The 22,560-nt window shown below is 71.8% G+C and carries 21 protein-coding genes; 9 read left to right on the top strand and 12 right to left on the bottom strand.

Annotation, left to right across the window (positions count from 1 at the left end; all coding sequences use genetic code 11):
* Positions 1 to 247: 247 nt before the first annotated feature.
* The 3 genes from E1J50_RS08155 to E1J50_RS08145 form a co-directional block, all read right to left on the bottom strand.
* Positions 248 to 508, bottom strand: coding sequence for a DUF6894 family protein (locus tag E1J50_RS08155; protein WP_132252303.1), 261 nt, complete (start codon positions 506 to 508; stop codon positions 248 to 250).
* 334 nt (positions 509 to 842) lie between these two features.
* A complete protein-coding gene (locus E1J50_RS08150; RefSeq protein ID WP_245516483.1) occupies positions 843 to 1,268 on the bottom strand; it encodes a hypothetical protein in 426 nt (141 codons plus the stop codon).
* Between the two features lie 119 nt (positions 1,269 to 1,387).
* On the bottom strand, positions 1,388 to 2,152 hold the full coding sequence (locus tag E1J50_RS08145) for a Crp/Fnr family transcriptional regulator (protein WP_132252301.1): 765 nt from the start codon (positions 2,150 to 2,152) through the stop codon (positions 1,388 to 1,390).
* A gap of 344 nt (positions 2,153 to 2,496) precedes the next feature.
* Between E1J50_RS08145 and E1J50_RS08140 the strand changes: the two genes are divergently transcribed.
* From E1J50_RS08140 to E1J50_RS08130, 3 genes are read left to right on the top strand one after another with little or no spacing between them, the layout of a single operon-like run.
* Positions 2,497 to 3,912, top strand: a complete 1,416-nt coding sequence (locus E1J50_RS08140) for an ABC transporter substrate-binding protein (protein ID WP_132252318.1) — start codon at positions 2,497 to 2,499, stop codon at positions 3,910 to 3,912.
* A complete protein-coding gene (locus tag E1J50_RS08135) occupies positions 3,909 to 4,772 on the top strand; it encodes an ABC transporter permease (protein ID WP_132252298.1) in 864 nt (287 codons plus the stop codon). Before E1J50_RS08140 ends, E1J50_RS08135 begins: the two co-directional genes overlap by 4 nt.
* Positions 4,769 to 5,620 (top strand): ABC transporter ATP-binding protein, encoded by an 852-nt coding sequence (locus tag E1J50_RS08130; protein WP_132252296.1) that lies wholly within the window; start codon positions 4,769 to 4,771, stop codon positions 5,618 to 5,620. Before E1J50_RS08135 ends, E1J50_RS08130 begins: the two co-directional genes overlap by 4 nt.
* 25 nt (positions 5,621 to 5,645) lie before the next feature.
* Here E1J50_RS08130 and E1J50_RS27185 read toward each other — a convergent pair whose 3' ends face one another.
* From E1J50_RS27185 to E1J50_RS08100, 6 genes are all read right to left on the bottom strand, one after another.
* Complete coding sequence (locus E1J50_RS27185; protein WP_165937818.1) at positions 5,646 to 6,326, bottom strand: hypothetical protein; 681 nt, start codon at positions 6,324 to 6,326, stop codon at positions 5,646 to 5,648.
* A gap of 61 nt (positions 6,327 to 6,387) precedes the next feature.
* Positions 6,388 to 7,629 carry a YeeE/YedE family protein gene (locus E1J50_RS08120; RefSeq protein ID WP_342635894.1) on the bottom strand — a complete coding sequence of 414 codons (1,242 nt, stop codon included), beginning with the start codon at positions 7,627 to 7,629 and terminating at the stop codon, positions 6,388 to 6,390.
* Positions 7,626 to 8,603: a sulfurtransferase gene (locus E1J50_RS08115; protein ID WP_425374918.1), complete on the bottom strand. Its 978-nt coding sequence runs from the start codon at positions 8,601 to 8,603 to the stop codon at positions 7,626 to 7,628. The genes E1J50_RS08120 and E1J50_RS08115 overlap by 4 nt, the downstream gene beginning before the upstream one ends.
* A 366-nt stretch (positions 8,604 to 8,969) precedes the next feature.
* Complete coding sequence (locus E1J50_RS08110) at positions 8,970 to 9,782, bottom strand: ABC transporter ATP-binding protein (RefSeq protein ID WP_132252292.1); 813 nt, start codon at positions 9,780 to 9,782, stop codon at positions 8,970 to 8,972.
* On the bottom strand, positions 9,776 to 10,792 hold the full coding sequence (locus E1J50_RS08105) for an ABC transporter permease (RefSeq protein ID WP_132252290.1): 1,017 nt from the start codon (positions 10,790 to 10,792) through the stop codon (positions 9,776 to 9,778). The genes E1J50_RS08110 and E1J50_RS08105 overlap by 7 nt, the downstream gene beginning before the upstream one ends.
* A 9-nt stretch (positions 10,793 to 10,801) precedes the next feature.
* Positions 10,802 to 11,887 carry an ABC transporter substrate-binding protein gene (locus tag E1J50_RS08100; RefSeq protein ID WP_132252288.1) on the bottom strand — a complete coding sequence of 362 codons (1,086 nt, stop codon included), beginning with the start codon at positions 11,885 to 11,887 and terminating at the stop codon, positions 10,802 to 10,804.
* Between the two features lie 488 nt (positions 11,888 to 12,375).
* Here E1J50_RS08100 and E1J50_RS08095 point away from each other — a divergent pair, with 488 nt between their 5' ends.
* Genes E1J50_RS08095 through E1J50_RS08080 form a run of 4 tightly spaced genes read left to right on the top strand, consistent with a single transcriptional unit; the run spans position 12,376 to position 16,197 of the window.
* The gene (locus E1J50_RS08095) at positions 12,376 to 13,521 is read left to right on the top strand and encodes an acyl-CoA dehydrogenase family protein (protein WP_132252285.1); all 1,146 of its coding nucleotides are present in this window, start codon (positions 12,376 to 12,378) and stop codon (positions 13,519 to 13,521) included.
* 43 nt (positions 13,522 to 13,564) lie between these two features.
* On the top strand, positions 13,565 to 14,683 hold the full coding sequence (locus tag E1J50_RS08090) for an LLM class flavin-dependent oxidoreductase (protein ID WP_132252283.1): 1,119 nt from the start codon (positions 13,565 to 13,567) through the stop codon (positions 14,681 to 14,683).
* Positions 14,683 to 15,627, top strand: a complete 945-nt coding sequence (locus tag E1J50_RS08085; protein ID WP_132252281.1) for an ABC transporter substrate-binding protein — start codon at positions 14,683 to 14,685, stop codon at positions 15,625 to 15,627. The genes E1J50_RS08090 and E1J50_RS08085 overlap by 1 nt, the downstream gene beginning before the upstream one ends.
* Before the next feature lie 33 nt (positions 15,628 to 15,660).
* Positions 15,661 to 16,197, top strand: coding sequence for a cupin domain-containing protein (locus E1J50_RS08080; protein WP_132252279.1), 537 nt, complete (start codon positions 15,661 to 15,663; stop codon positions 16,195 to 16,197).
* A 34-nt stretch (positions 16,198 to 16,231) separates the two neighbouring features.
* On the opposite strand, the gene E1J50_RS08075 is transcribed toward E1J50_RS08080, so the two are convergent.
* A complete protein-coding gene (locus E1J50_RS08075; protein ID WP_132252277.1) occupies positions 16,232 to 16,573 on the bottom strand; it encodes a hypothetical protein in 342 nt (113 codons plus the stop codon).
* 455 nt (positions 16,574 to 17,028) lie between these two features.
* Here E1J50_RS08075 and E1J50_RS08070 point away from each other — a divergent pair, with 455 nt between their 5' ends.
* Positions 17,029 to 17,988 (top strand): LysR family transcriptional regulator, encoded by a 960-nt coding sequence (locus tag E1J50_RS08070; protein WP_132252275.1) that lies wholly within the window; start codon positions 17,029 to 17,031, stop codon positions 17,986 to 17,988.
* Between the two features lie 61 nt (positions 17,989 to 18,049).
* Here the strand turns inward: E1J50_RS08070 and E1J50_RS08065 are convergent, their stop codons facing one another.
* A complete protein-coding gene (locus E1J50_RS08065) occupies positions 18,050 to 18,361 on the bottom strand; it encodes a hypothetical protein (protein ID WP_132252273.1) in 312 nt (103 codons plus the stop codon).
* A gap of 195 nt (positions 18,362 to 18,556) precedes the next feature.
* Positions 18,557 to 19,159 carry a PAS domain-containing protein gene (locus E1J50_RS08060; RefSeq protein WP_165937817.1) on the bottom strand — a complete coding sequence of 201 codons (603 nt, stop codon included), beginning with the start codon at positions 19,157 to 19,159 and terminating at the stop codon, positions 18,557 to 18,559.
* Positions 19,160 to 19,482: 323 nt separating this feature from the next.
* On the opposite strand from E1J50_RS08060, the gene E1J50_RS08055 reads away from it, so the two are divergent.
* Complete coding sequence (locus tag E1J50_RS08055; protein WP_132252312.1) at positions 19,483 to 22,494, top strand: PAS domain S-box protein; 3,012 nt, start codon at positions 19,483 to 19,485, stop codon at positions 22,492 to 22,494.
* Positions 22,495 to 22,560 lie beyond the last annotated feature (66 nt).

Below are 22,560 nucleotides of genomic sequence, written 5' to 3'. Positions count from 1 at the left end.
CCGAACCCGCGCGCGGACGCTTCACCCGCGCCGAAGGCCGCGACGCCGATCACGAGAGCGGCGGCCAGAACACGAACCGAGCGAACCATGAGAACCTCCTCCAACCGGGCCGACCCTCTCGGCCCCGAGGTTCTTATGGTCGGTGCGCCCGGCCGCGACCGTGACCCAGGTCACGGTCTCGGAGGGGAAAGGATGCGCGTCCGAACGAGCGACTCGCCCGGCCGCCCGGTCTCGCCGGACATCGGCCTCAGGCCGCCCGGGTGCTGCGCTCCTCGGAATGCCATGCCAGGGTCAGCCCGAGGGAGGCGGTGAGCACGACCTCGCTGTCGCTGGTCCTCACGATGATCCGGAGCTTCTGGTCGAGGTAGGACTCGGGACGGTCGCGCGCGATCTCGCAGAGGGCGCGGAGCACCTCCTCGGAGAGATCCGACCTCTGCGAACACTCCGCTCCCTCATTGTCGATGATCGACGCCCTGGGCTCATGCACGTCGAAGAAATAGCGGGCCATCCAGCAACTCTTTTGGGCCTGATGAACTCGGAAAGCTAAAACCTTCCGTCATGTCTTGGCCAGAACCTCACGACCTGACCAGTTATGAACAAACGTCCGGCAGTTCAACTTGCAAATAGGCTGCGGCATTGTACGGAGCCATACGCCAGACCAGGATCACGGCGACGGGTACGGTTCGCGGGAAACCGCTTTCTTCGATGGTTCAATGGTTTAGATATGAACCAACAGGAGCGCGGGGCACGGCGACGCGAAAGGGCGAGTGCGGAAGCGCACCGTCTCCGGCGAGCCGGCCGGGTCGCCGCGCGTCCTTGCCCCCCGGCCGGGGGAGACGCCGTCAGCCCATCTTCGCCTTCAAATCCTGATAGAGCTTGCGGTAATCGTAGGTCGGATAGAACTCGGTGCGGAAACCGCCCCAGGCCGCCCGCTCGATGAGGATGTTGACCTCGCGAAGCCGCTCGGGCGCGAAGCGTAGCGTCACCACCTGCCCGATGCCCATCATCACGTACCAGCTCACCACCTCGACACCGGCGGGCGGGAAGTCGCGAAACCAGCCCGCATGCTTCAGGTGCTCGTTGATCTGGCTGACGGTCTTCGTCTGATCGTGACGGAGGAAGACGGTGAGCATCGTGGTGCCGGGCGGCCCGGTCGGCGATTCCTCGGCCGGAGCCGCCGGCCCGTCCGCGGCGCGCGCCTCCGGCACGAGGGTCCCGAGGAGCGGCAGGCCCGTCAGAAACTGCCAAACCGAACGCCGTGTCGTCATCGCGGATCCTTCCGGCCACTACCGGGCAGGAACGCGCGCCGGCCCTGCCCGGATGCAGGGCCTGCGAGATCCGATTGCGTCCGCGCCCTTCTCCCGCGGCGATCCCACGGGCCGGGCCGTCAGGCTTCGCCCTGGACGATGTCCTGCAGGCGGGAGGGGCGCGTCAGGCGGATGACGGATTTGTCGACCGCGACGACGCCCTCGTCCTGGAAGCGCCGCAGCATCATCGTCACCCATTGCCGGGTCGAGCCGACCAGGGCGGCGATCTCGTCATGGGTGATCCGGCGCTGGATCACGACCGCCTCGCCCTCCCGCCGTCCGTAGAGGTCGCCGAGATTGAGGAGGAGCTGGGCCAGACGCTCGATCACCGAGCGGGTGCCCAGCATCTGCGCCATCGCCGTGTAGCAGCGGCCCTTCGCCTCCAGCGCCTCGATCAGGCACAGGGCGAAGCTCGGCATCTGGCGCAGCAGGCTCCGCAGGGTCGCCGAGGAGAGCGCGGTGACCCGGCAGGGCTCGATCGCCTCCCCCGACCATTGGTGGCTGCCGCCCCCGGTGAGGCTCGGGCCGCCGATGAAATGGCCCGGCGTCCAGTAGGCGAGCGTGATCTGCCGGCCCGAAGGACCCGTGTAGAAGACCCGCACCCGGCCCTCCTCGATGAGGAAGATGCCCGAATGGGGCTCGCCCTGCTCGAAGACGCTCTGCCCGGGCGCGAGGGTCAGGCAGCGGCCGGCCTCGCGCAGGCGCGCCGCCTCGCCGGGCGTCAGCCGGTCGAGGAAGGTGGCCCCGTCGTCGAGCCCCTCGCTGCTCTCGCTCAGGAACAGGGCGCTGGCGATCAGCGGCGCCGGCGTGCGGGACGGTGTGAGGGCGACGAGCGTCGACGGCATGGGCGGCGGCATTCCGGGGCTGGGACGGATCGGGCGGAGCGCCGCGGGAGATTCGGCCATCCATCCTCGGGAGGGGCCATTATCCCTCCGCGCCCGGTTCGAGCCATCCCAAAGAAGGACGCCCGGGAAGTAGGATCTTCCGAAAACATAGCTGACCGGGAGGTTTTTGTTTCCGACCACGGGCCCAAGGCCCGTCTCTGTTCGGCGTTACTGAGGCAATGCAATTAATTGCTCGCCTCCGATGCTGAGCGCGGACGACGATCGGCGGGTTGCCGCAGTGCGGTGCGTCGCATCCCGCCCGCCCGTTGCCGCGCAAAGCCCCTGTCGACGGAGCCTCCCCCGTGATCCCCTTCCGCCGCCTCGCCGCCGCCCTGCTGGCGGCCACCACCCTCGTCGGCGCGGCCCGGGCCGAGACCATCCGGGTCGCCGTGGGCACGCAGGACACCACGATCAACTGCGCCACCGGCGGCCTCCTGATCCGCGAGCTGAAGCTCCTGGAGAAGTTCCTGCCGCAGGACGGCAAGTACAAGGACGCGACCTATGACATCCAGTGGCGCAACTTCACCAGCGGCGCGCCGCTCACCAACGAGATGGTCGCGGGCAAGCTCGATTTCGGCGCCATGGCCGACTTCCCCGGCTCCCTGAACGGGGCGGCCTTCGCCAAGGCCGGCCGCAAGAGCCTGTTCCTCAGCGTACTGTCCGGCAGCGTCCGGGGCAGCGGGAACGGCATCGTCGTGCCGACGGCCTCGCCGGTGCAATCCTTCGCGGACCTCAAGGGCAAGACGATCTCCGTGCCCTTCGCCTCGACCGCGCACGGCCTGCTCCTGCGCGCCGTCAAGGCGCAGGGCTGGGACCCGGAGCGCGACGTCACCATCATCACGCAGGCCCCCGAGGTGGCGGGCTCGGCCCTGAAGGCCAACAAGATCGAGGCGCACGCCGATTTCGTGCCCTTCGCCGAGCTGTTTCCCTGGCGCGGCATCGCCCGCAAGATCTACGACGGCTCCCAGTCCGACGCCCCGACCTTCCACGGCTCCCTCGTCGACGGGGGCTACGCGGAGCGCTACCCCGAGATCGTGACGGCCTATCTCCGCGCCGCGATCGAGGCCGACCGCCTGTTCGCGGCGGAGCCGGAGAAGTATTCCGAACTCGTCGAGCGCGTCACCGGGATCGAGGCGGAGGTCGCCTACCTCTTCCACGGCCCGCTGGGCCTGCAGACCCGCGACGTCACGTGGAAGCCGGAATACCGGCAGGCGCTGAAGACCTCGATCGAGACCCTGAAGCTCCTCAAGAAGGCGGACGGCGACCTCGACGTCGACCGTTTCGTGGACGACCGCTTCATCCGCGCCGCCAGCGCGCAGGCCGGGATCGACTACGAGGCACGGCTCGCCGCCTACGCGCCATCGCCCTTGCGCAATCCCGACGCGGCGACCGGCCGGCCCATCGCGGACGTGTCGCGCGTCGCGGAGATCTGGGTGAAGGGCGAGGAACGGGTCCGTCCCTACGCCTCGCCCGAGGCGGCCATCGCGGCGCTGGCGGACCTCGAGAAGGCGGGCGGCAGCGCGCGGGTCGTCTACGCGCAGGACCGCAACAGCGGCATCAAGCTGTTCGCCGCGCAGGCTTGGTACGTGCGCGACCGCGAGCGGCGCCTCAACGCCTTCCTGCTCAAGGGCGACGCGGAGGCGTTCTCGAAGGCGCACGGGGGCGAGGTGATCGACTTCGCCGCCGCCCGCGCGGGCGAACCGCGGCTGAGCGCCCGATGAGCAGCGCGGCGATCGACGCGGCCGTCCCCGCTCTCGCGGCCCCGAGTGCGCCGGGGCACCGCCGCCTCGCCCATCGGCCGGGCCTTCCCCTCCGGCGGCTCGCCCTGCGGGCGGGGGCGCTCGGCCTCGGCCTCCTCGGCTGGCACCTCGCCGCCAGCCACAGGCTCGATCTCGGCCTCGTGACCTTCCGCAACGTGCCGGCGCCGCTCGACGTGGCCCGAGCCCTCTCGGCCCTCGTCCAGTCGCCGAAGCTCGGCGCCCATATCGGCGCCAGCCTCGGCCGGGTCCTCGGCGGCTTCCTCGTGGCGCTCGCGGCGGGCGTCGGCCTCGGCCTCGCCATCGGGCGCTCGCGCACGGCGCGCGACCTGCTGCTGCCGCCCCTCGAGGTGCTGCGCCCGATCCCGGCCGTGGCCTGGATCCCCCTCGCGATCCTGATGTTCCCGTCCTCCGAGCTGTCGATGGTGTTCATCACCTTCACGGGCGCCCTGTTCCCGATCCTCCTCAACACGGTGCACGGGGCGGAGGGCGTGAGCCCGCGCCTCGTGGCCTCCGCCCGCAGCCTCGGCGCGCGCCGCTGGGCGATCCTGCGGGAGGTCGTGATCCCGTCGGCCGCGCAGAGCATCGTCACCGGCGCGGCGATCGGCATGGGGACGGCGTGGTTCTGCCTCGTCACCGCGGAGATGATCTCGGGCCAGTACGGGATCGGCTACTTCACCTGGGAAGCCTACACCTTGCAGAACTATGACGACATCGTCGTGGGCATGCTCCTGATCGGCCTCCTCGGCATGGGCTCGAGCGCCCTCGTCCGGGCCGCGGGCCGCCTCGCGATGCCCTGGACCCGCGCCGGGATCCGCTCGTGAGCACCCTCGCGACATCCGCCGCGCGGGCCGGCCGCATCGAGCTCGCCGACGTCGCGATCCGCCTCGGCCAGGGCGAGGCCGCCTTCGACGTGGTCGAGAGCGTCCGCCTCGCGATCCCCGCCCGCCAGTTCGTCTGCCTGCTCGGCCCCTCGGGCTGCGGGAAGTCGACCCTGCTCGGCGCGCTGGCCGGGCACCTCGCGCCGAGCCGGGGCCGCGTCAGCCTCGACGGGGAGACCGTGGCGGGTCCCGACCCCGAGCGGGGCATCGTGTTCCAGCAGCACACCCTGCTGCCCTGGAAGCGGGTGATCGAGAACGTCGCCTTCGGCCCGAAGATGCGCGGCCTCCCGAAGGCGGAGCGCCTCGCGCGGGCGCGCGCCTTCCTGGCCCTGGTGGGGCTCGAGGATTTCGCCGAGCGCTACCCGGACGAGTTGTCGGGCGGCATGCAGCAGCGCGTCGAGATCGCCCGCGTCCTCATCAACGAGCCGCGGGTCCTCCTGATGGACGAGCCGTTCGGGGCGCTCGACGCGCAGACCCGCCTGATGATGCAGGAGATGCTGCTCGACCTCTGGACCCGCCTTCCGACCACGGTCCTGTTCGTCACGCACGACATCGACGAGGCCCTGTTCCTCGGCGACCGGGTGCTCGTGATGTCGTCCCGCCCGGGCCGCATCCTCGAGGACATCCCGCTCGGCTTTCCCCGCCCCCGCGGGCGCGACCTCGTCACCGACCCCGCCTTCATCGACCTCAAGCGGCGCTGCCTCGGCCTGCTGCGGCCGCGGGACGGGAAGCCCCCGCTGCCGCGCCTCTCGCCGCTCGGCCTGCCGGGCGCCGGTGCGGGAGCCGCTTGAGGCGAGGCCCCTCCCGATCGCGGTGTCAGGCCGAGCGCTCGCGAGGCCGCCCGCGCGCGGGCGCGGCCTCCTCCCACTCGCGGTCCCGCTCCGCGAGCGAGGCCGCCCGGCGCGCCTCCGACCCGTCGGCCTCCTCGGGCAGGGCGGCCGGCGCAGGGATGATGGGACCCCCCTCCCCCAAAAATCGGGCCAGCGTGGTGACGAGGCGATCGAGGTCGGCCGACGCGATCGCGCCGCGGTGGACCAGCGCCATGCGCGAATGAGCGGCGAGATCGGCGCAGGTCCGCGCGAAGGCGAGGCGCGCGATCTCGTCCGCCTCCAGCGGCAGGCGGTCGAGGGGGATCTCCCGAAGCCGGGCGAGCCGCCGCTCCGCCAGGGCCTCGGCCGCGTGCCGCACCCGCGCACCGGGCGCGGCGCGGGCGATCTCCTCCAGGATGAAGGCGCGCAGCGCCTCGACCCGCACCGGACCGAACTTCCTGACCTGCAGGATCGCGGCCGGGGCGGATTGGGCGATCTGGCCGAGATCGGCGAAGCCCGCCTTGCGGAGGCGGGCGCGCAGCGATGCCGTGAGCAGCCCCCGCCCGAGCCCGGCCGCCGAGAGGCGCGCGATCAGCTCCGGGCGCAGATCCTCGAACAGCGGCAGACGCGCGCAGATCTCACAAAAGAGGCTCGGGAATCGGGCGGAGCGGAGCGAGGGACCGGGCATCGCCCGCCGCGGATACGGCGCATCGCGCCTCCCCGCAACCAGGGCCGAGCGGCGACCTGCGTCAGGGAATCAGCCGGAGGCGGCGGCCGGCGAATAGCGTGGCGGTGACGCCCGCGAACATCGCGAACCCGAACACCCAGCCCGAGACCGCGCCGGCCATGACGCCGGAGAGCAGGGTGCCGACGCTGCAGCCGAGGCCCGTCATCGCCCCCCAGCCGAGGAGCAGGCCGCCGAGGAGGCCCCGGACGGCCTGGCCCGGGCTCGGCCAGGCGGGGCGGAACTGGCCGGCGGCGAGGGCGGCGGCGAAGGCGGCGAGCACGAGGCCGCCGACGAAGAGGCCGTTCGACGTGAGGAGCGCGTCGCGGACGGCCGTCGCGCAGCCGCGGAAGGTGTCGAGCCCTTCGAGGCGCTCGGGGAGCAGGCCGAGCTGCGCCGCCGCCTGACGGGTGCGCCCGCCGATCTCGGCCGTGACGCCGAGGGGCGCGACCCGGAGATAGGCGGCCGTGGCGATCGCGCCGACGGCGAGGCCGCCGATCCAGGTCGGCCAGCGCGCGACGAAGATTGCGGCCAGCGGAGAGGCCGGTTCCGCCGCCGCTCCCGGGACCCGGCCGAGGCGGTGGAGGAGCCACGCCAGCGCCGCCAGGGCGGCGAGGCTCGCGGCGAGCGAGCCCGCGTAGCCGAGATGGCGCGGCAGCCAGAGCACCGGCGCCTCGGACACGCTGGCGAGGTAGAGCGGGTTCCAGGTCGCGAAGCCGAGCGCGAAGCCCAGGGTCGTGCCGAGGAGCGCGAAGGGCGCCGTCGGCGAGCCCTCGCCGAGCCGGTAGAGATGGGCGCTGATGCAGGAGCCGGAGACCGCCATGCCCGCGCCGAAGGCGAGGCCCGCGAGAACCAGGACGGGTCCGACCGGGCCGATATGCGCGTCCGGCGGCAGGCGGGTGCCGGACGGGTCCGGCATCCAGGCGCCGAGCACGACCGCGTAGCCGACGAGCCCCGCCGCCAGCGCCGTCAGGATGCCGAGCATGCCGCGCGGGTCGCCCGTGTCGAGAAAGTCCCGCCACAGGCAGAGGAAGCAGAAGCGGGAGCGCTGCAGGACGAAGCCGAACAGCGCGCCGAGCACCAGGGAGAGGCCGAGGCGCGTCCCGCCGGGTTCCGCGGCGAGGCGTTGGGCAGAGAGCGCGATGCCGAGGCCGAGCGCGACGGCGACCGCGATCCCGAGCGGTTCGGCGAGGCGCGCGAGCGAGGCCCGCGCCGCGGGGGCAGGCGCCGGGGCGGGCCCTCGCGCCTCTCCGAACCCTGCCGTCACTTGCCGCCCCAGACCGTGCCGGCGAGGTTGACCACGGGCACGCCGACGGCGTTGCCGTACTCGGTCCAGGAGCCGTCGTAATTGCGCACGGGGTAGCCGAGGATCCGGCTCAGCACGAACCAGGAATGGCTGGAGCGCTCGCCGATGCGGCAGGAGGTGATGATCGGCTTCGAGCCGTCGATCCCGGCCGCGGCGTAGAGCGCCTTCAGCTCGGCCGTCGACCTGATGGTCCCGTCCGGGTTCACGGCCTTGGCCCAGGGCACGTTCACCGAGCCCGGGATGTGGCCGGCCCGGATGGCGAGTTCCTGCACGCCGGCCGGCGCGATCACCTTGCCGGAGAACTCGTCCGGCGAGCGGATGTCGAGGATCTGCTCATCGCGCTCCTTGCGCGCCACGGCGAGCACGTCGGCGAAGCGCGCCCGCAGGCCGGCCGAGGGCTGGGCCGCCTGGAAGGCCGTGGCCTTGACCTCCGGGGTGCGGGTGTCGAGGGGGCGCTTCTCCGCCTCCCACTTCTTGCGGCCGCCGTCGAGGAGCTTGACGCTGTCGACGAGGCCGTATTGGGCGAGCACCCAGGCGCCCCAGGCGGCGAACCAGTTGTTGTTGTCGCCGTAGAGCACGACCGTGGTGTCGCGGTCGATGCCGAGCTTGCGAACGAGGGCGGCGAACTTCTCGGGCCCGGCGATGTCCCGGCTCACCGTCTCGACGAGATCGGTGTGCCAGACCACGTTCTGCGCGCCGGGGATGTGGCCGCGCTCGTACTGGCCGGGCTCGACGCTGACCTCGACGATGCGCAGCTTCGGGGCGTCGAGGTTCTTCTCCAGCCACTCGGTCGAGACGAGGGCGCTCTCGCGGGCGGGCTCCTTCGCCTCGGCGGAGGCGCGGGCCGCGACGGGCTCCTGCGCGGCGACGGGTGCGGTGAGGGCGAGCGCGATCAGCGCGGCGAGGCCGAGGGTGTGGGGGATGGGGCGCGGCACGGGACGGTCTCCGGCAGGGTCGTTGCGAGGGCGCAGGGCATCGTCGGCGCCCCGGCAGCCGCGGGCGGCCACCGGGCGCCGCCGAAGGGCGCCGCTGCGGGAATTGGGCAGATCCGCGAGGTGTCCGGGGCCGGATCGGGGACCGGGCTCTCGCCCGTGCACCGAACGCGGCTCCCGAACGTTTCGCGGACCGCGGCATGATCATCGCCGGAACATCGTCGGCGCGTCAACGAAACGGACTTTCGTTTTACTGTTCAGCGAGAGATCTGAGCCCTCCGCGCACGGGAAAGATGCGGAGGATTATCTTGTCCGATTCTTCGTGGCGCTCCGGCGCGCATCGGCCGAGCCGTCGGCCCTCCGCCCCGATCAGGTCGGCTGGCCGAGGATGCCCAGGATCTCGCGGCGCAGGCGCACGAGCTCGGGATCGTCGCGGTGGCGCGGATAGGGCCGGTCGACGCGGATGTCGGCCCGTATCGCGGCCGGGCGGTCGCCGAGCACGATCACCCGCTCGGCCAGAACCAGCGCCTCCTCGACGTCGTGCGTGACGAGCAAGGCCGTGAAGCGCTTCTCCTGCCAGAGATGCAGGATCTCGGCCTGCATGGCGAGGCGGGTCAGGGCGTCGAGCTTGCCCAGCGGCTCGTCGAGGAGGAGGAGCCGCGGCTCGTTGACGAGCGCCCGCGCGAGCGCCGCCCGCTGGGCCATGCCGCCGGAGAGCTGGTGGGGATAGACGTCGGCGAAGCCGTCGAGGGCGACGAGGCGCAGAGCGGCCTCGATCCGCGCGGCCCGCCGGCTCCCGACGCCCTGCGCCTCGAGGCCGAGCGCCACGTTCCCGCGCACGGTCCGCCACGGGTAGAGGGTCGGGTCCTGGAAGACGAGGAGGCGCGAGGGGTCCGGCCCGTCGACGCGCCGCCCGTCGACGGCGATGCGGCCCTCGTCCGGCGGCTCCAGCCCCGCGATCAGCCGCAGCAGGGTGGACTTGCCGCAGCCCGAAGGGCCGAGCAAGGCCACGAAGCCGCCGGGCTCCACCGCGAGCCCGACCCGGTCGAGCACCGGGAGCGCCGCGCCGCGGATGTCGAAGGCGTGGCTGACGGCCTCGATCGTCAGCCGGGCTCCGATCGCGCCCGCCGGGGCCGCATTGGCGATCCGGGCGGCGGGGCGTTCCTGCGTCGCGGTCACCATTGCACCAGCCCCTTCTGCCAGGAGAGCACCCGGTCGCGCAGGCGGAACAGCAGGGTGATCAGCCCCGAGCACATCAGCGCCATCACGATGAGCGCCGCGTACATGTTGGCGTAGGCGGCCCATCCTTGCGCCCATTGCAGGTACCAGCCGAGGCCCGATTTCACGCCGAGCATCTCGGCGACCACCAGCACCGCGAAGGAGCCGCCGAGGCCCATGAACAGGCCGACGAAGACGTGCGGCAGGGCGGCCGGGATCGCGACCCGGAGCACGAGGAAGGCGGGCGAGGCGCCGAGCGTCCGGGCGACGTCGAAATAGGCCTTGTTGACGCCCGCCACCCCCGACCAGGTCAGCACCGTGACCGGGAATCCCGTGGCGAGCGCGACGAGGAAGGTGCTGGCCGACCAGGACGAGGGGAAGACGAAGAAGGCGAGCGGCAGCCACGCGGTGGCCGGGAGCGGCCCGACGAAGCGCAGCACCGGGTGCGCCCAGTATCCCACCGCCCGCGACGAGCCGATCGCGACGCCGAGCGCGAAGCCCAGCGCGGCGCCGATCGCGTAGCCCCCCGCCAGCAGCTTCAGCGAGTTGAGGATGCTGCCGCCGAGCTTCGGCCAATCGTCGAGGAAGACCTCCAGGATCGCCTGCGGCGGCGGGAAGAACGGCATCGGCAGGAGCTCGAACTTCGCGGTCACGAGTTCCCAGGCGAGGAGCCCGAGCGCGAGGGCGGCGACCCAGGGGCTCCCGTGGCGCAGCCGCGCCCCGGCCCGGCCGAGGCGGGAGGCGAGCAGGCTCGCGGGCAGGAGCGCGAGCCCGAGGAGGCCCGCCCCCGTCGCGAGGGATCCCGTGCGGGGGAAGTCGCCGCTCTCGGGCAGCGCCAGCGTCGCCCCCGCGAGCGCGAGCCAGGCCGCAGCGGCGGCGAGCCCGCTCCAGGGCAGCGCCCGCGGCAAGTCGGGCAGGGAGGCGGCGCGGGGAAGCGCGCCCGCGAAGAGGGCGCTGCCCGTGAGGTTGCGCATGCCGCGCCCTCAGTTCAGCACGTCGGCGTAGACGCGCTCGGCGAATTTCGCCGTGTCCGTCGTGCGCTTGAGGACGTTCACCTGCTTCAGTTCCTCGCCGTACAGGATGAGCTGCGCCTTGAGGTCGCCGCCGACCGGGCGGTCGCCGTGCTCCTGGCTGCGCAGCATGGCGGCGAGGTCCTCCACCGAGCCCTTGCCGCCGTAGCCGGAGAAGATCCGCGCCGCATCCTCCGGGTCCTGGTGGACGCGGTGGCCCGCCTCCAGCACGGCGCGGGTGAGCGCGGCCGCGGCGGCGCGGTCGTTGCGGATCAGGCTGCCCCGCACCGCGACCACGCAGCAGGTGCGGCTCGCGTAGCTCCCCGACAGGTTGGTCGCGACCTCGGAGAAGCGCGGATCCTTGCGCCAGATCCAGGTACGCGGGTCGGAATCGGCGAGCGCCTGGGCCTCACCCTTCTCCACCGCGAGGTTGAGGAGGTCGGCGGGGTATTGCCGCCACTCGACCCCGCTCTCCGGGTCGATGCCGGCCTGGGCGAGCAGCAGCCCGAAGAAGTTCTTGGCCGGGCTGGCATGGTCGCTGATCGCGATGGTCCTGCCCTTGAGCCCGGCAATGTCGGTGATCCCGGCGGATCTCGCCGCGAGCAGGCGCAGGCAGCCGCCGTGCAGCCCCGCGGTGATCTTCACGTCGAAGCCCTGCTCCAGGGGCTTCAGCCAGCGCAGCGCCATGCCGATCCCGGCATCGGCCTTGCCGGTGGCGATGGCCTCGAGCAGCGCCTCGGTCGAGCCGCCGAAATTCACGAATTCCACGTCGAGCCCGTGCCGGGCGAAGAGGCCGCGCTCCTTCGCGAGCGGCGCCGCGGCGGTGCAGATCGCCGTGGCGTTCCAGGCGAGCCGGATCGGTTTCAGGGGTCCCGCCGGCCCCTCCGCCGCGGCCGGGCCGCAGAGCGGGCCGGGATCGAACGGCGCCGCCGGGCCGGGCCCCCAGGCCCGGACGGCGCTCGCGCCGAAGCCCAGCGGCAGCGCAGCGGCGGCGGCTCCCGCGCGCAGCAGGAACCGGCGCGACGGCAGGGGGCCGGGGCGCGTGGGCTCGTCGGTCATGGCGGTCTCCGGTGCGCGGTGCGCGGCGGGTTGTTGGAATCGGACATGCGCGCGACGGGAGCCGCCCGCGGCCAGGCCGCGCAGGCGCAGCCCCGCTCGCTCGACACATGTTGCAACAAGTCTTCGTTCGCTTGCGCGCGAAGTCAATGGAAGCTTATTCTCAACATTTCTTCATGTGGACAAGAAAGTCCGCAGCAACGGCTCAAGATCGAGAAGGACTTCATCGGGACGCGCGCTCGCGGCCCGGCACGGCAGGCAGCGAACCAGGACCGGACGATTGCACGTCGTCCCGCACTGAGAACCGCGTATTCGTCCTGCGACGGGCAGTCGATAGAAGATCACACGTATATTCCCCTGGATCGCGACAAGAACAGGCTGCGCAGCCTCCCTATTTCGAAAGATCGTTTCGTTGACGGGACGCGGCGCGATGCGGGACGATGCGCGCATGGCCGACGGACCTGTCCGGGCCCCCTCCCTCGAAGCCCGACATGACCGCCGCCGTCCCGTCCCTCGACGTTGCCCGAACCCTTGCCCAGAGCTTCGCCGAACGCGCGGCGGAGCACGACCGGACGGGCGCGTTCCCGCACGAGAACATCGCGGCCCTGCGCGAGGCCGGCCTCCTCGCGCTCTGCGTGCCGCGCCGTCTCGGGGGCGCCGGCGGCGGGCTCGCGCGGGCGGTCGAGACGGTCGGCGCCATCGGGGCGGGCGAGCCGGCGACCGCCCTCGTCCTCGCCATGACGCTCCTCCAGCAGGGCCTCGTCCTGCGGGACGGCTCGCCCTGGCCGGGTCCCGTCGCCGACGCCTTCGGCCGCGCCGCCGCGGCGCGGGGCGCCCTGATCAATGCGCTCCGGGTCGAGCCGGAACTCGGCACGCCGGCACGGGGCGGCCTGCCCGCCACGATCGCCCGGCGCGACGGGGCGGGCTGGCGCGTCACCGGCCGCAAGATCTACTCCACGGGGGCGCCGGGCCTCGCCTACGGCCTCGTCTTCGCGCGCACCGACGAGGCCGAGCCGCGCACCGGCAATTTGCTGGTGCCCCTCGACGCCCCGGGCGTGCGGATCGAGGAGACCTGGGACCATCTCGGCCTGCGGGCCTCCGGCAGCCACGACGTCCTCCTCGAGGACGTGTTCGTGCCGGACGACCACGCCGTCGACCTGCGGGCGCCGGAGGCGTGGGCGCGCCCGGACCCGCTGCAGCAGGCCTGGAGCTGCGCGCTGCTCGCCGCCCTCTACGACGGCGTGGCGCGGGCGGCGCAGGGCTGGCTCGTCGGCTTCCTGCGCGGGCGCCGGCCCGGCAGCCTCGGCGCGCCGCTCGCGAGCCTCGCCCGCTTCCAGGAGGCGGTCGGCGAGAACGAGCGCCTCCTCAGCGTCAACGCCCGCCTCGTCGCGGGCCTTGCGGCGGAGACCGATTCCGGGCGCCTGCCGGCCGCGCAGGAATCCGGCTTCGTCAAGATCACCGTCACCGAGAACGCCATCGCCGCGGTCCAGCGCGCGGCCGAACTCTGCGGCAATGCCGGCCTGTCGCGCGCCAACCCGCTCGAACGGCACCTGCGCGACGTTCTCTGCGCGCGCATCCACTGGCCGCAGGGCGACGCGGTGCGGATGCAGGCCGGCCGCGCCGTCCTCGGCGCCTGAAGCGACCCGCACCCGCCCGGTCCGGATACCGAAGGAGACATCCATGAGCCATCTTCCGCCCGACGCGGTCGAGTTCATCGGCTTTGCCGCCCCGCGCTACGTCTCCGAGACGCATGCGCCGCTGGGCTCGGCCATCGACCGCGACTACCTCCGGCTGCTCGCCCAGGCCCATGAATGGGGCGGTTTCGACCGCATCCTCGTCGCCTTCTACGCGACGGCCCCGGACGCGCTCCTGCTCGCCGCCGAGATCGGCGCCGCGACGACGCGGCTCGGGCTGATGATCGCGCACCGCACCGGCTTCACGGCCCCCACCGTCGCCGCGCGCCAATTCGCGACGCTGGACCAGCTCACGGGCGGGCGCGTCGCGATCCACGCGATCAGCGGCGGCGACGACCGGGAACTCGCGCAGGACGGCGACCATCTCAGCAAGGACGAGCGCTACGCCCGCACCGCCGAGTTCCTCGACATCGCCCGCCTGAGCTGGACCGCCGAATCCCCCTTCGACTACGCGGGCACCTATTACCGGGTCGCGGGCGGCTTCTCCGAGGTGAAGCCGGTCGGCGCCATCCCGGTCTATTTCGGGGGCGCCTCCCCGGCGGCGCTGGCGGTGGCCGGGCGCCACGCCGACACCTCCGCCCTCTGGGGCGAGACCCAGGCGCAGGTGCGCGAGCTGATCGGCCGGGTGCGGGCGGCGGCCGCCCCCCACGGGCGCGATCCCCGCTTCAGCCTCTCCGTCCGCCCCATCCTCGCCGAGACCGAGGAACGGGCCTGGGCGCGGGCGGACGCGATTCTGGCGCGGACCCGGGACCTGCGCGCCGCCACGGGCCTCGGCCCCGCGGCGAGCCCGCAGAACGAGGGCTCGCGCCGCCTCCTCGCCGCGGCCGCCGCCGGCACGCGCCTCGACAAGCGGCTCTACACCGCGATCGCCGCGGAGACGGGCGCCGCAGGCAATTCCACCGCCCTCGTCGGCACGCCCGAGCAGGTCGCCGAGGCGCTCCTCGACTATCACGATCTCGGGGTGCGCACCTTCCTGATCCGCGGCTTCGACCCGCTGGAGGACGCGATCGCGTACGGCCGCAGCCTGCTGCCCGCCTTCCGCAGCCTGCTCGCCCGGCGAACCGGCACGGCGGAGGCCGCCTCCGGCACGGCGGAGGCCGCCTGATGCCGGGCCGCCTCCTCGCGCTCGTCGCCCTCGTCGTTCTCGCCCTCGCGCCCGCCCGGGCCGAGGAGGTGCTGCGGGTCGGCGACCAGCGCGGCAATGCCCGCGCCCTGATGGAGGCGGCGGGCGTCCTCGACGGGTTGGGCTACCGGCTCGAATGGAGCGAGTTCCCGGCCGCCGCCCCCCTCCTCGAGGCGCTGAATGCGGGGGCGATCGATGCGGGTTGCGTCGGCGACGCGCCCTTCACCTTCGCGGCCGCCGCGGGCGTGCCGGTGAAGGCCTTCCTCGCCTTCCGCAACCGGCAGGACGGGCTCGCCATCCTCGTCCCCCCGGATTCTCCGATCCGCACGGTCGCGGATCTGCGCGGCAAGCGCATCGCCACGAACCGCGGCTCGATCGGCCACCAGATCGTGCTGGCGGCGCTCGAGGAGGCGGGGCTGCCCGCCGACAGCGTCGCCTTCCGCTTCCTGCCGCCCGCCGACGCCAAGCTGGCGCTCGCCTCCGGCGCGGTCGATGCGTGGTCGACCTGGGAGCCCTACACCTCGGCGGCCGAGCTCGCCGGCCTCGTGCGCGTCCTGCGCGACGGCAACGGCATCACGCCGGGCCTGAGCTTCGCGGTGGCGAGCGACACCGCACTCCGGACGAAGCGCGCGCTGCTCGCCGACTACGCCGCGCGCCTCGCCCGGGCACGGGCCTGGGCGCTTAGCGATCCCGCGCCCTACGCCGCCGCGTGGTCGAAGCTGATCGGCCTGCCGGAGGCCGTGCCGCTGCGCTGGTTCGGCCGCGCGCAGTACCGCACGGTGCCAATCGATGCGGCGGTGATCGCCGACGAGCAGCGCATCATCGACCTCTACGTCCGCGCCGGCCTGATCCCGCAGGCCCGCGCACCGCGCGCCGAGGCCATCGTCGACACGGGATTTTCCGAGGCGCTCGTCGCCGTGCGATGATGCGCGGGCGCACGCAGTTGGGGCGGAGACGACATGCACGACATCGGCGACGGACACGGCCACCACGACAACGCGGACGATGATCGCGATCTACGTTCCGAGGCCTCGAAACAGGATCGCTGGAAGCACGACGGTGTGCGCGTCATCCCCGGCGACCGGCTCGACCCGAACACCGCCCAGACCCCCGGCATGTTCCGCCAGGCTGCCATCAACGCGGCCCGGGTCGGCGCCCAGAAGATCTGGGCCGGGACGGTGGCGATCGAGCCCGACGCCAAGACCGGCGTCCACCATCACGGCGCCCTGGAGAGCGTCATCTACATCGTCTCCGGCCGGGCCCGGATGCGCTGGGGCGACCGGCTCGAATTCGTCGCCGAGGCCGGCCCCGGCGACTTCATCTTCGTGCCGCCCTTCGTCCCCCACCAGGAGATCAACGCCTCCACCGACGAGCCCCTGCACTGCGTGCTGGTGCGCTCCGACAACGAGGCGGTGGTCGTCAACCTGCCCGATGTCGAGCCCGTCGAGCGGCCCGAGGCCGTCCACTGGATCGACCCGATCCACAAGCATCCTTGAGGCCCTTCAACGACTTGGCGCGGAGCAGCGCGCCCTAGGACGGCAGCGCCCCCGCGGCGTACCAGAGGGCGAGGTCGTCGGAGACGAGGGCCCTGCGCCGCTTGTTGACGATGGGTGAGACGGCCTTGAGAAGCCGCTCCAGCGCCGCGCGCGCCGCCTCCGTCTTCGCCGGATCCGACTGCAAGTAGGCCGTGCACAGGGCGCCCGCGGCCTCGTCCCAGAGGTCGCTGCGCGCCCCGTCGCGCACCTCGATCAGCGCCGCGCCGTAGAGGGCGGAGAGCCCTTCGGACACGGAGGCGATGCGGCGCTTGCCGAGTTCCGGCCGCCGCGGATTGACGTGAGCCATCAGGGGCGTGGCAAAAACCTCGTTGGACATGCGCAAACAGGCCTTATCGCGGTCCGGCATCCGTCCGTTTCGCCGCCAAGGATGCATTCGAGGGGTCGATGCAGCGCCGACGGAAAGCATTCGTCCGAAACGTCAGCCGAACGATTGTCATCCCTGACCATGCTGTCAGAGCCCGCAGGACGAAAGAAGACCCGCTGATGGATAAACCTATTCAGTGGTTGGAAAATTCCCCTGCCGGAAGCGTGCCTCCGCCCATCGAGGCAGATCGAGGGATCGGAATGATCGCGAATTTTCGACGGAAAATCCGATCAAATACAATGGAAATTCAATCATCCTATTGCGGTGACCGCATTCATGTATCGTTTACCAGCTCGATAGGCTCGTTGTAACCTGTTCTAAACTTCCGCATTAGTACCTATGGTTGTACATGGACGGAAGGATAGGGCGGAGCCAACCGGCTTCCGCTGCAGGGGGGAGCCACGGCGATGCCAAGTCCGCAGATCCTTCGGGACATCGCTCTGTTCGTTGAAGTTGCCAAACGCATGAGCTTCAGCCGGGCCGCGGAGGCGCTGGACATGCCTGTGTCCTCGCTCTCGCGGCGGATCTCGCAGTTCGAGGCCGCCCTCGGCATCCGCCTGCTCGACCGCACCACGCGGAAGATCGCCCTGACGCCCGCCGGGGAGACCTACCTCGCTCAGGCCTCGCAGCTCGTGGAGGACGCGCAGCGCAGCTTCGACGCCCTCATCACCCAGGCACGGGGGCCGGCCGGCCTCCTCAAGGTTGCGGCACCGCCCGATTTCTGGGCCGTGCAGCACCTGTCCGACCTGACCGCGGAATTCTCGGGCCTGCACGAGCAGGTGCACGTGTATCTCGACCTTCACGCGTCCCAGGTCGACCTCGTGCAGGACGATTACGACCTTGCCATCACCAACGAGGAGCCCACCCAGGCCTCGCTGATCGTCCGCCGCGTCGGCGCGACGGCGAACGGGCTGTTCGCGGCACCCGACTATCTCCGATCCCGCGGTCGCCCCGGGCACCCGCACGAGTTGTCGGAGCACGACATCGTCCTGCCCGTCGCATCGTCCACGGCGACGTGGCAGTTCACCCGCCGGGACGAGGTCGTCAACACGACGGTGTCCGGGCGCCTCTCCTGCAACAGCCGCAGTCTCGCACGGCGTCTCGCGATCACGGGGCGTGGCATCACGATGTCCAGCGACATCAATGTGCAGCGCGATGTGCACAGGGGCCGGCTGGAGCCGGTCCTGCCGGACTGGCAGCTGCCGGCCACGCCGGTCTACATCGTGACCACATCGCGGCTGGTGCCGGCCAAGGCCAGAAGCTACATCGACTTCATCTCCAAGCGCCTGAGCGGCGTCCTCCTCGACGCCGGGGTGACGGCCCGGCGCGATGCGGACCGGCATCCCGTCGGGTCACGCGCGCTCTGACGCTCGCCGGAGGCAGGGCGGTTCAGGGACCCGACCCCACCGCCGGCGGACGCTTCGCGCCTCAGGCGCGGTCCGGGCGCCGTCGGAGGGCGGTGTCCCGCACGAAGTCGAGGCAGCGCCGGCGTGCCTCTGCATCGTCGATCCTGATGAAGGCCTGCAACAACTCGGTGGCCTCCGCCAGCCTGACGCGTCCGCTCCCGTCCGTCACGGCCGAGGGGTCCTGGCTCAGCAACGCGTTCGTCACGCCGAGCGCTTCCGCGATCTGGTCGAGCGAGTGCTGGGCGGCCGCCGGCAGACGCACGGCCGCGCGTTCCTTGCCGGCGCCCTCCACGCCTGCCTTCTCGCGCGAACCGTGGGGATCGAGACTGGTCATGTGCGTTCCTTGCGACGCCGTGCGGCCGCGCGCAGGCACGGGCGCCATCTCTGGCAGGGCGGTTGGGCTAAATGCATACAATGTGCGAAATTCAGATTGTGCGCAAGCTTGTTGTGCCCCATCCCGGAAAATTTTGGGTCGCCCGACCCGCCGCTCCGCGCGGGCCGCGCATTGCGGCCGGGCCGAGGATTGGGCCTAGTTGAGGTGCCTGCGGCGCGATTGATCCTCCCGCCCCGCCAGCCTGCGGCCGACCTCGAAGAGCAGCATGTCGGCGAGGAACTGCAAATCCCGGTCTCCGACCTTCTCGACTGCCTTCTGGGCGGCGATGCAGCGGTCGGCCGCCGCGTCGAGGGGATCGTGCGACGAGAACATCTCGGTGGAGACATAGGCTTCGTCACTCATCCGTGCGGGCGTGATGTCGATGACGATGCCGCGCCCGCGCTGACCGGACCGGTCGAGGTCGAAGCGCCCGCGCGCCAGGAGCCACCGAATCTGCCCATCCGCGGCGCAGACGCGGTACTCGGCGACGTAGGCGCCGCCCGCTCGCGCGCACCGGCCGATCGCCCGCACGACCCGCTCGCGGTCCTCCGGATGGATGCCGGCCATGAAATCGCGCAGCGGCGCGCCGGCCTCGGCTTGCTCCGCGTCCACGCCGAAGAAGGCGGCGACCAGAGCGTCCGCGACCAGAACGTCGCTGCCGATATCCCAGTCCCAGCTCCCGACCGCGTCCAGCGTCTGGACGATCTCCTGGAGCGGGCTCTTGGCCGTCGGGGTGGCATCCGTCTTCCGCTTCGGCACGGGCATCTTTCCGTCGCGTCGTTACCAGGCAACTCAGGGAACCGGTGTCGCTCGTCGGGCCGCGGCCGCCGAGTGCTCTGTGCGGTGCCGGATCCGGACCGAGCGAGGGTGCCGGGTCACGGCCCCTGTCGGTATCGCCGGTTGTACTCGCTTCCGTTCTCCGATGGAGGGGAAGAGGGACCGAAAAAATCGTCTGGCGGTCGAGGTGGCGGGCCGCCGTGACCTCACGGCACCGGAATTCGCGCAAAGGTCGTGCTCGGCCTTTCAATCCCACCCGGCGTTCACATCTGATGGGACCACCCGAGCTTCCAAGCCTGCCAATCATGGATTGCGCCACGACGAGTGAGAGTGAAGCCGTGCGCCTTCGGGCGCTCGACCGCTATCGGCTGCTCGACACGCCGCGGGAGCAGGATTTCGACGAGATCGCGGAAGCCGCCGCGGAACTGTGCGAGACGCCGATCGCGGTGGTCAATCTCGTCGGTGAGGGGAGGCAGTTCTTCAAGGCCGAGGTCGGGCTCGGCGTTCGCGAGACCCCGCTCGAGACCTCCTTCTGCCGGCAGGCGATCCTGCAGGAGGAGTTTCTCTACGTACCGGACGCCGCCCGCGATCCGCGCTTCGAGAACAACCCGCTCGTCACCGGCGAGCCCGGCCTGCGCTTCTACGCCGGCGCCCTTCTGAAGACCGCCGAGGGGCAGCCCATCGGCACCGTCTGCGTGCTCGACACCCAGCCGCGGGAACTCTCGGAGCGTCAGCGCCGAGGACTGGCGCGGCTCGCCCGGCAGACCATGGCGCAGATGGAGCTGCGTCGATCCCTGCGCGAGCAGGCGGAGCAGCGCCGGCTTCACGAACGCATTCTCGACAGCGCTACCGATTACGCCATCGTGGCCGCCGATCCGCAGGGGCGCGTCACCCGCTGGAACGCCGGCGCCGAGCGCATCCTGGGCTGGACCGAGGCGGAAATGCTCGGCCGGCCGGTCGCTACCCTCTTCACGCCCGAGGACCGCGCCGAAGGCAGGCCGCCGGCGGAGATGAATCTCGCACTGGGGACCGGGAGCGCACCCGACGAGCGCTGGCACCTGCGCAAGGACGGCAGCCGCTTCTGGGCGGCCGGCGAGATGATGCCGCTGACGTCGGAGGACGGCGAACACCTGGGATTTCTCAAGATCCTGCGCGACCGCACCGAGCACCGCGCCTCCGAGGCCGCGCTGCAGGAGAGCGAGTTGCGCTACCGCTCCCTCGTCGAGGTCAGCCCGCAGGTGGTCTGGTTCGGCGACGCCGACGGCACCATCACCTACTGCAACGCCTACTGGTACGATTACACCGGCCTGCCCCCCGGCGAGACCGGGGAGGCGAGTTGGATGGGCGCGATCCACCCGGGCCACCGCGAGCGCGTCCGCGACGCGTGGCTCGCGGCGGCGAAGGGCGAGCGTGTCTACGAGGTCGAGTTCCCGCTGCGCCGGGCGGATGGACAATACCGCTGGTTTCTCTCGCGCGCACGACCGGTCCGCGATGCAGCGGGGGTTCTGACGAGCTGGATCGGCACCACCCTCGACATCCACGAGCGCAAGGTGGCCGAGGAGCGCTTCGAGGCGCTGACCGAGCTGGCCCCGGCGATCATCTGGTTCGGCAACCCCGATGGCAGCCTCAGCTACCTGAACAATCGCTGGTACGCCTATACCGGCCAGACGCCGGAGCAGGCGCTGCCGCTCGGCTGGGGCGAGGTCATCCACCCGGACGACCTGCCGGGCCTGATGCGGGCCTGGGAGAATGCTCGCACGCGTGAGGCCGTCTACGACACCGAGGCCCGCCTGCGGCGCGTCGACGGGACCTATCGCTGGTTCCTGATCCGGGCCGAGCCGCTGCGGGACGCGAGCGGCGCAGCGATCGGCTGGCTCGGCAGCAACAGCGACATACACGACCGCAAGGAAGCCGAGGCGGCACTGCGACGGGCGCAGGAGCAAGCGCGGCTCGCCGTCGAGGCCGCGAATACCGGCATCTTCGACTACGACCTCGTCACCGGCGATCTGGGCTGGGACGGGCGCACCCGCGCCCTGTTCGGGCTGCCGCCCGACGCGGCCGTCTCCTACGAGATCTTCCTGGCCGGACTGCATCCCGAGGACAGAGGCTGGGTCGACGACGCCGTGAGGGCCGCCCTCGACCCGACCGGGAGCGGCACCTACGACATCACCTACCGCACCGTCGGGCTGGAGGACGGCGTCGAGCGCTGGGTCGCGGCCAAGGGGCAATCCTTCGTCCGGGACGGCCGCACCGTGCGCTTCATCGGCACGGTGCGTGACGTCACCGAGAGCCGGCAGGCGGAGGAGGCGCTGCGCGAGACCGAGGAGCGCTACCGGCTGGCGGCCCGCGCCACCAACGATGCGGTCTGGGACTGGGACCTCGCCACGAACCACCTCCTCTGGAACGAGGCGCTGCTGACCGCCCACGGCCACGCCACGGACGCCGTGGAGCCGACCGGCGACTGGTGGATCTCCCACATTCATCCCGACGACCGGGCCCGGATCGACGCCGGCATCCACGCCGTCATCGACGGAACCGGGGCGGCCTGGGCCGACGAGTACCGGTTCCTGCGCGCGGACGGCTCCTACGCCCACATCCTCGACCGCGGCTACGTCATCCGCGACGAGATCGGCCGCGCGATCCGGATGATCGGCGCCATGCTCGACATCACGGAGCGCAAGCGCGCCGAGGAGCACCAGCGCCTGCTCACCGGCGAGTTGCAGCACCGGGTCAAGAACACGCTCGCCCTCGTCCAGGCGATCGCGAGCCAGACCTTCCGCAACGCGCCCGACCAGGAGCAGGCGCGCGAGGCCTTCGCCGCACGCCTCATCTCTCTCGGCCGTGCGCACGACATCCTGACCCAGTCGAGCTGGACCGCGGCGCCGATCGCGGACGTCATCGAGGGGGCGCTCGCGGTGCATCGCGGATCCGCCGCGAACCGAATCCGCATGAGCGGCCCGAACGTGCACCTTTCCGCCAAGGCCGCCCTCACCCTGGCTCTCGCCCTGCACGAGCTCGCCACCAACGCGGCCAAGTACGGCGCGCTCGCGAACGAGAGCGGGGTCGTGGATCTGCGCTGGCACGTGGTGCACGAAGGCGAGGCGCCGCGGTTCTGCCTGACCTGGGCCGAGCAGGGCGGACCGCCCATTCTCGCGAAGCCGACCCGGAAGGGGTTCGGATCTCGCCTGATCGAACGCAGCTTCGCGGCCGAGGTCGGGGGCGAGGTCAAGCTGACCTACGCGCCGACCGGCCTCGTCTGTCGCCTCGAGGCTCCCCTCGCCTCCATGCAGGAGCATCAGAACGACAAGGCCGCCTGAGAGGGGCGTCCATTGATCGTTTCTCGTCCCGCGAACGCTGTTCTGGCAGCCGGTCGGAGGCGCGGG

Source organism: Methylobacterium segetis (assembly GCF_004348265.1).
Classification (GTDB): domain Bacteria; phylum Pseudomonadota; class Alphaproteobacteria; order Rhizobiales; family Beijerinckiaceae; genus Methylobacterium; species Methylobacterium segetis.
The sequence above is the reverse complement of the archived record's forward strand: the minus strand, read 5'-3'. Positions and strand labels throughout refer to the sequence as shown.

Excerpts from the sequence above, each read along its gene's own strand:
- E1J50_RS08075 (WP_132252277.1), bottom strand. The coding sequence starts at position 16,573 with ATGTCCAACGAGGTTTTTGCCACGCCCCTGATGGCTCACGTCAATCCG.
- E1J50_RS08095 (WP_132252285.1), top strand. The coding sequence starts at position 12,376 with ATGACCGCCGCCGTCCCGTCCCTCGACGTTGCCCGAACCCTTGCCCAG.
- E1J50_RS08055 (WP_132252312.1), top strand. The coding sequence starts at position 19,483 with ATGGATTGCGCCACGACGAGTGAGAGTGAAGCCGTGCGCCTTCGGGCG.
- E1J50_RS08090 (WP_132252283.1), top strand. The coding sequence starts at position 13,565 with ATGAGCCATCTTCCGCCCGACGCGGTCGAGTTCATCGGCTTTGCCGCC.
- E1J50_RS08110 (WP_132252292.1), bottom strand. The coding sequence starts at position 9,782 with ATGGTGACCGCGACGCAGGAACGCCCCGCCGCCCGGATCGCCAATGCG.
- E1J50_RS27185 (WP_165937818.1), bottom strand. The coding sequence starts at position 6,326 with ATGCCCGGTCCCTCGCTCCGCTCCGCCCGATTCCCGAGCCTCTTTTGT.
- E1J50_RS08150 (WP_245516483.1), bottom strand. The coding sequence starts at position 1,268 with ATGACGACACGGCGTTCGGTTTGGCAGTTTCTGACGGGCCTGCCGCTC.
- E1J50_RS08070 (WP_132252275.1), top strand. The coding sequence starts at position 17,029 with ATGCCAAGTCCGCAGATCCTTCGGGACATCGCTCTGTTCGTTGAAGTT.
- E1J50_RS08145 (WP_132252301.1), bottom strand. The coding sequence starts at position 2,152 with ATGCCGTCGACGCTCGTCGCCCTCACACCGTCCCGCACGCCGGCGCCG.
- E1J50_RS08135 (WP_132252298.1), top strand. The coding sequence starts at position 3,909 with ATGAGCAGCGCGGCGATCGACGCGGCCGTCCCCGCTCTCGCGGCCCCG.
- E1J50_RS08155 (WP_132252303.1), bottom strand. The coding sequence starts at position 508 with ATGGCCCGCTATTTCTTCGACGTGCATGAGCCCAGGGCGTCGATCATC.
- E1J50_RS08080 (WP_132252279.1), top strand. The coding sequence starts at position 15,661 with ATGCACGACATCGGCGACGGACACGGCCACCACGACAACGCGGACGAT.
- E1J50_RS08105 (WP_132252290.1), bottom strand. The coding sequence starts at position 10,792 with ATGCGCAACCTCACGGGCAGCGCCCTCTTCGCGGGCGCGCTTCCCCGC.
- E1J50_RS08065 (WP_132252273.1), bottom strand. The coding sequence starts at position 18,361 with ATGACCAGTCTCGATCCCCACGGTTCGCGCGAGAAGGCAGGCGTGGAG.
- E1J50_RS08100 (WP_132252288.1), bottom strand. The coding sequence starts at position 11,887 with ATGACCGACGAGCCCACGCGCCCCGGCCCCCTGCCGTCGCGCCGGTTC.
- E1J50_RS08085 (WP_132252281.1), top strand. The coding sequence starts at position 14,683 with ATGCCGGGCCGCCTCCTCGCGCTCGTCGCCCTCGTCGTTCTCGCCCTC.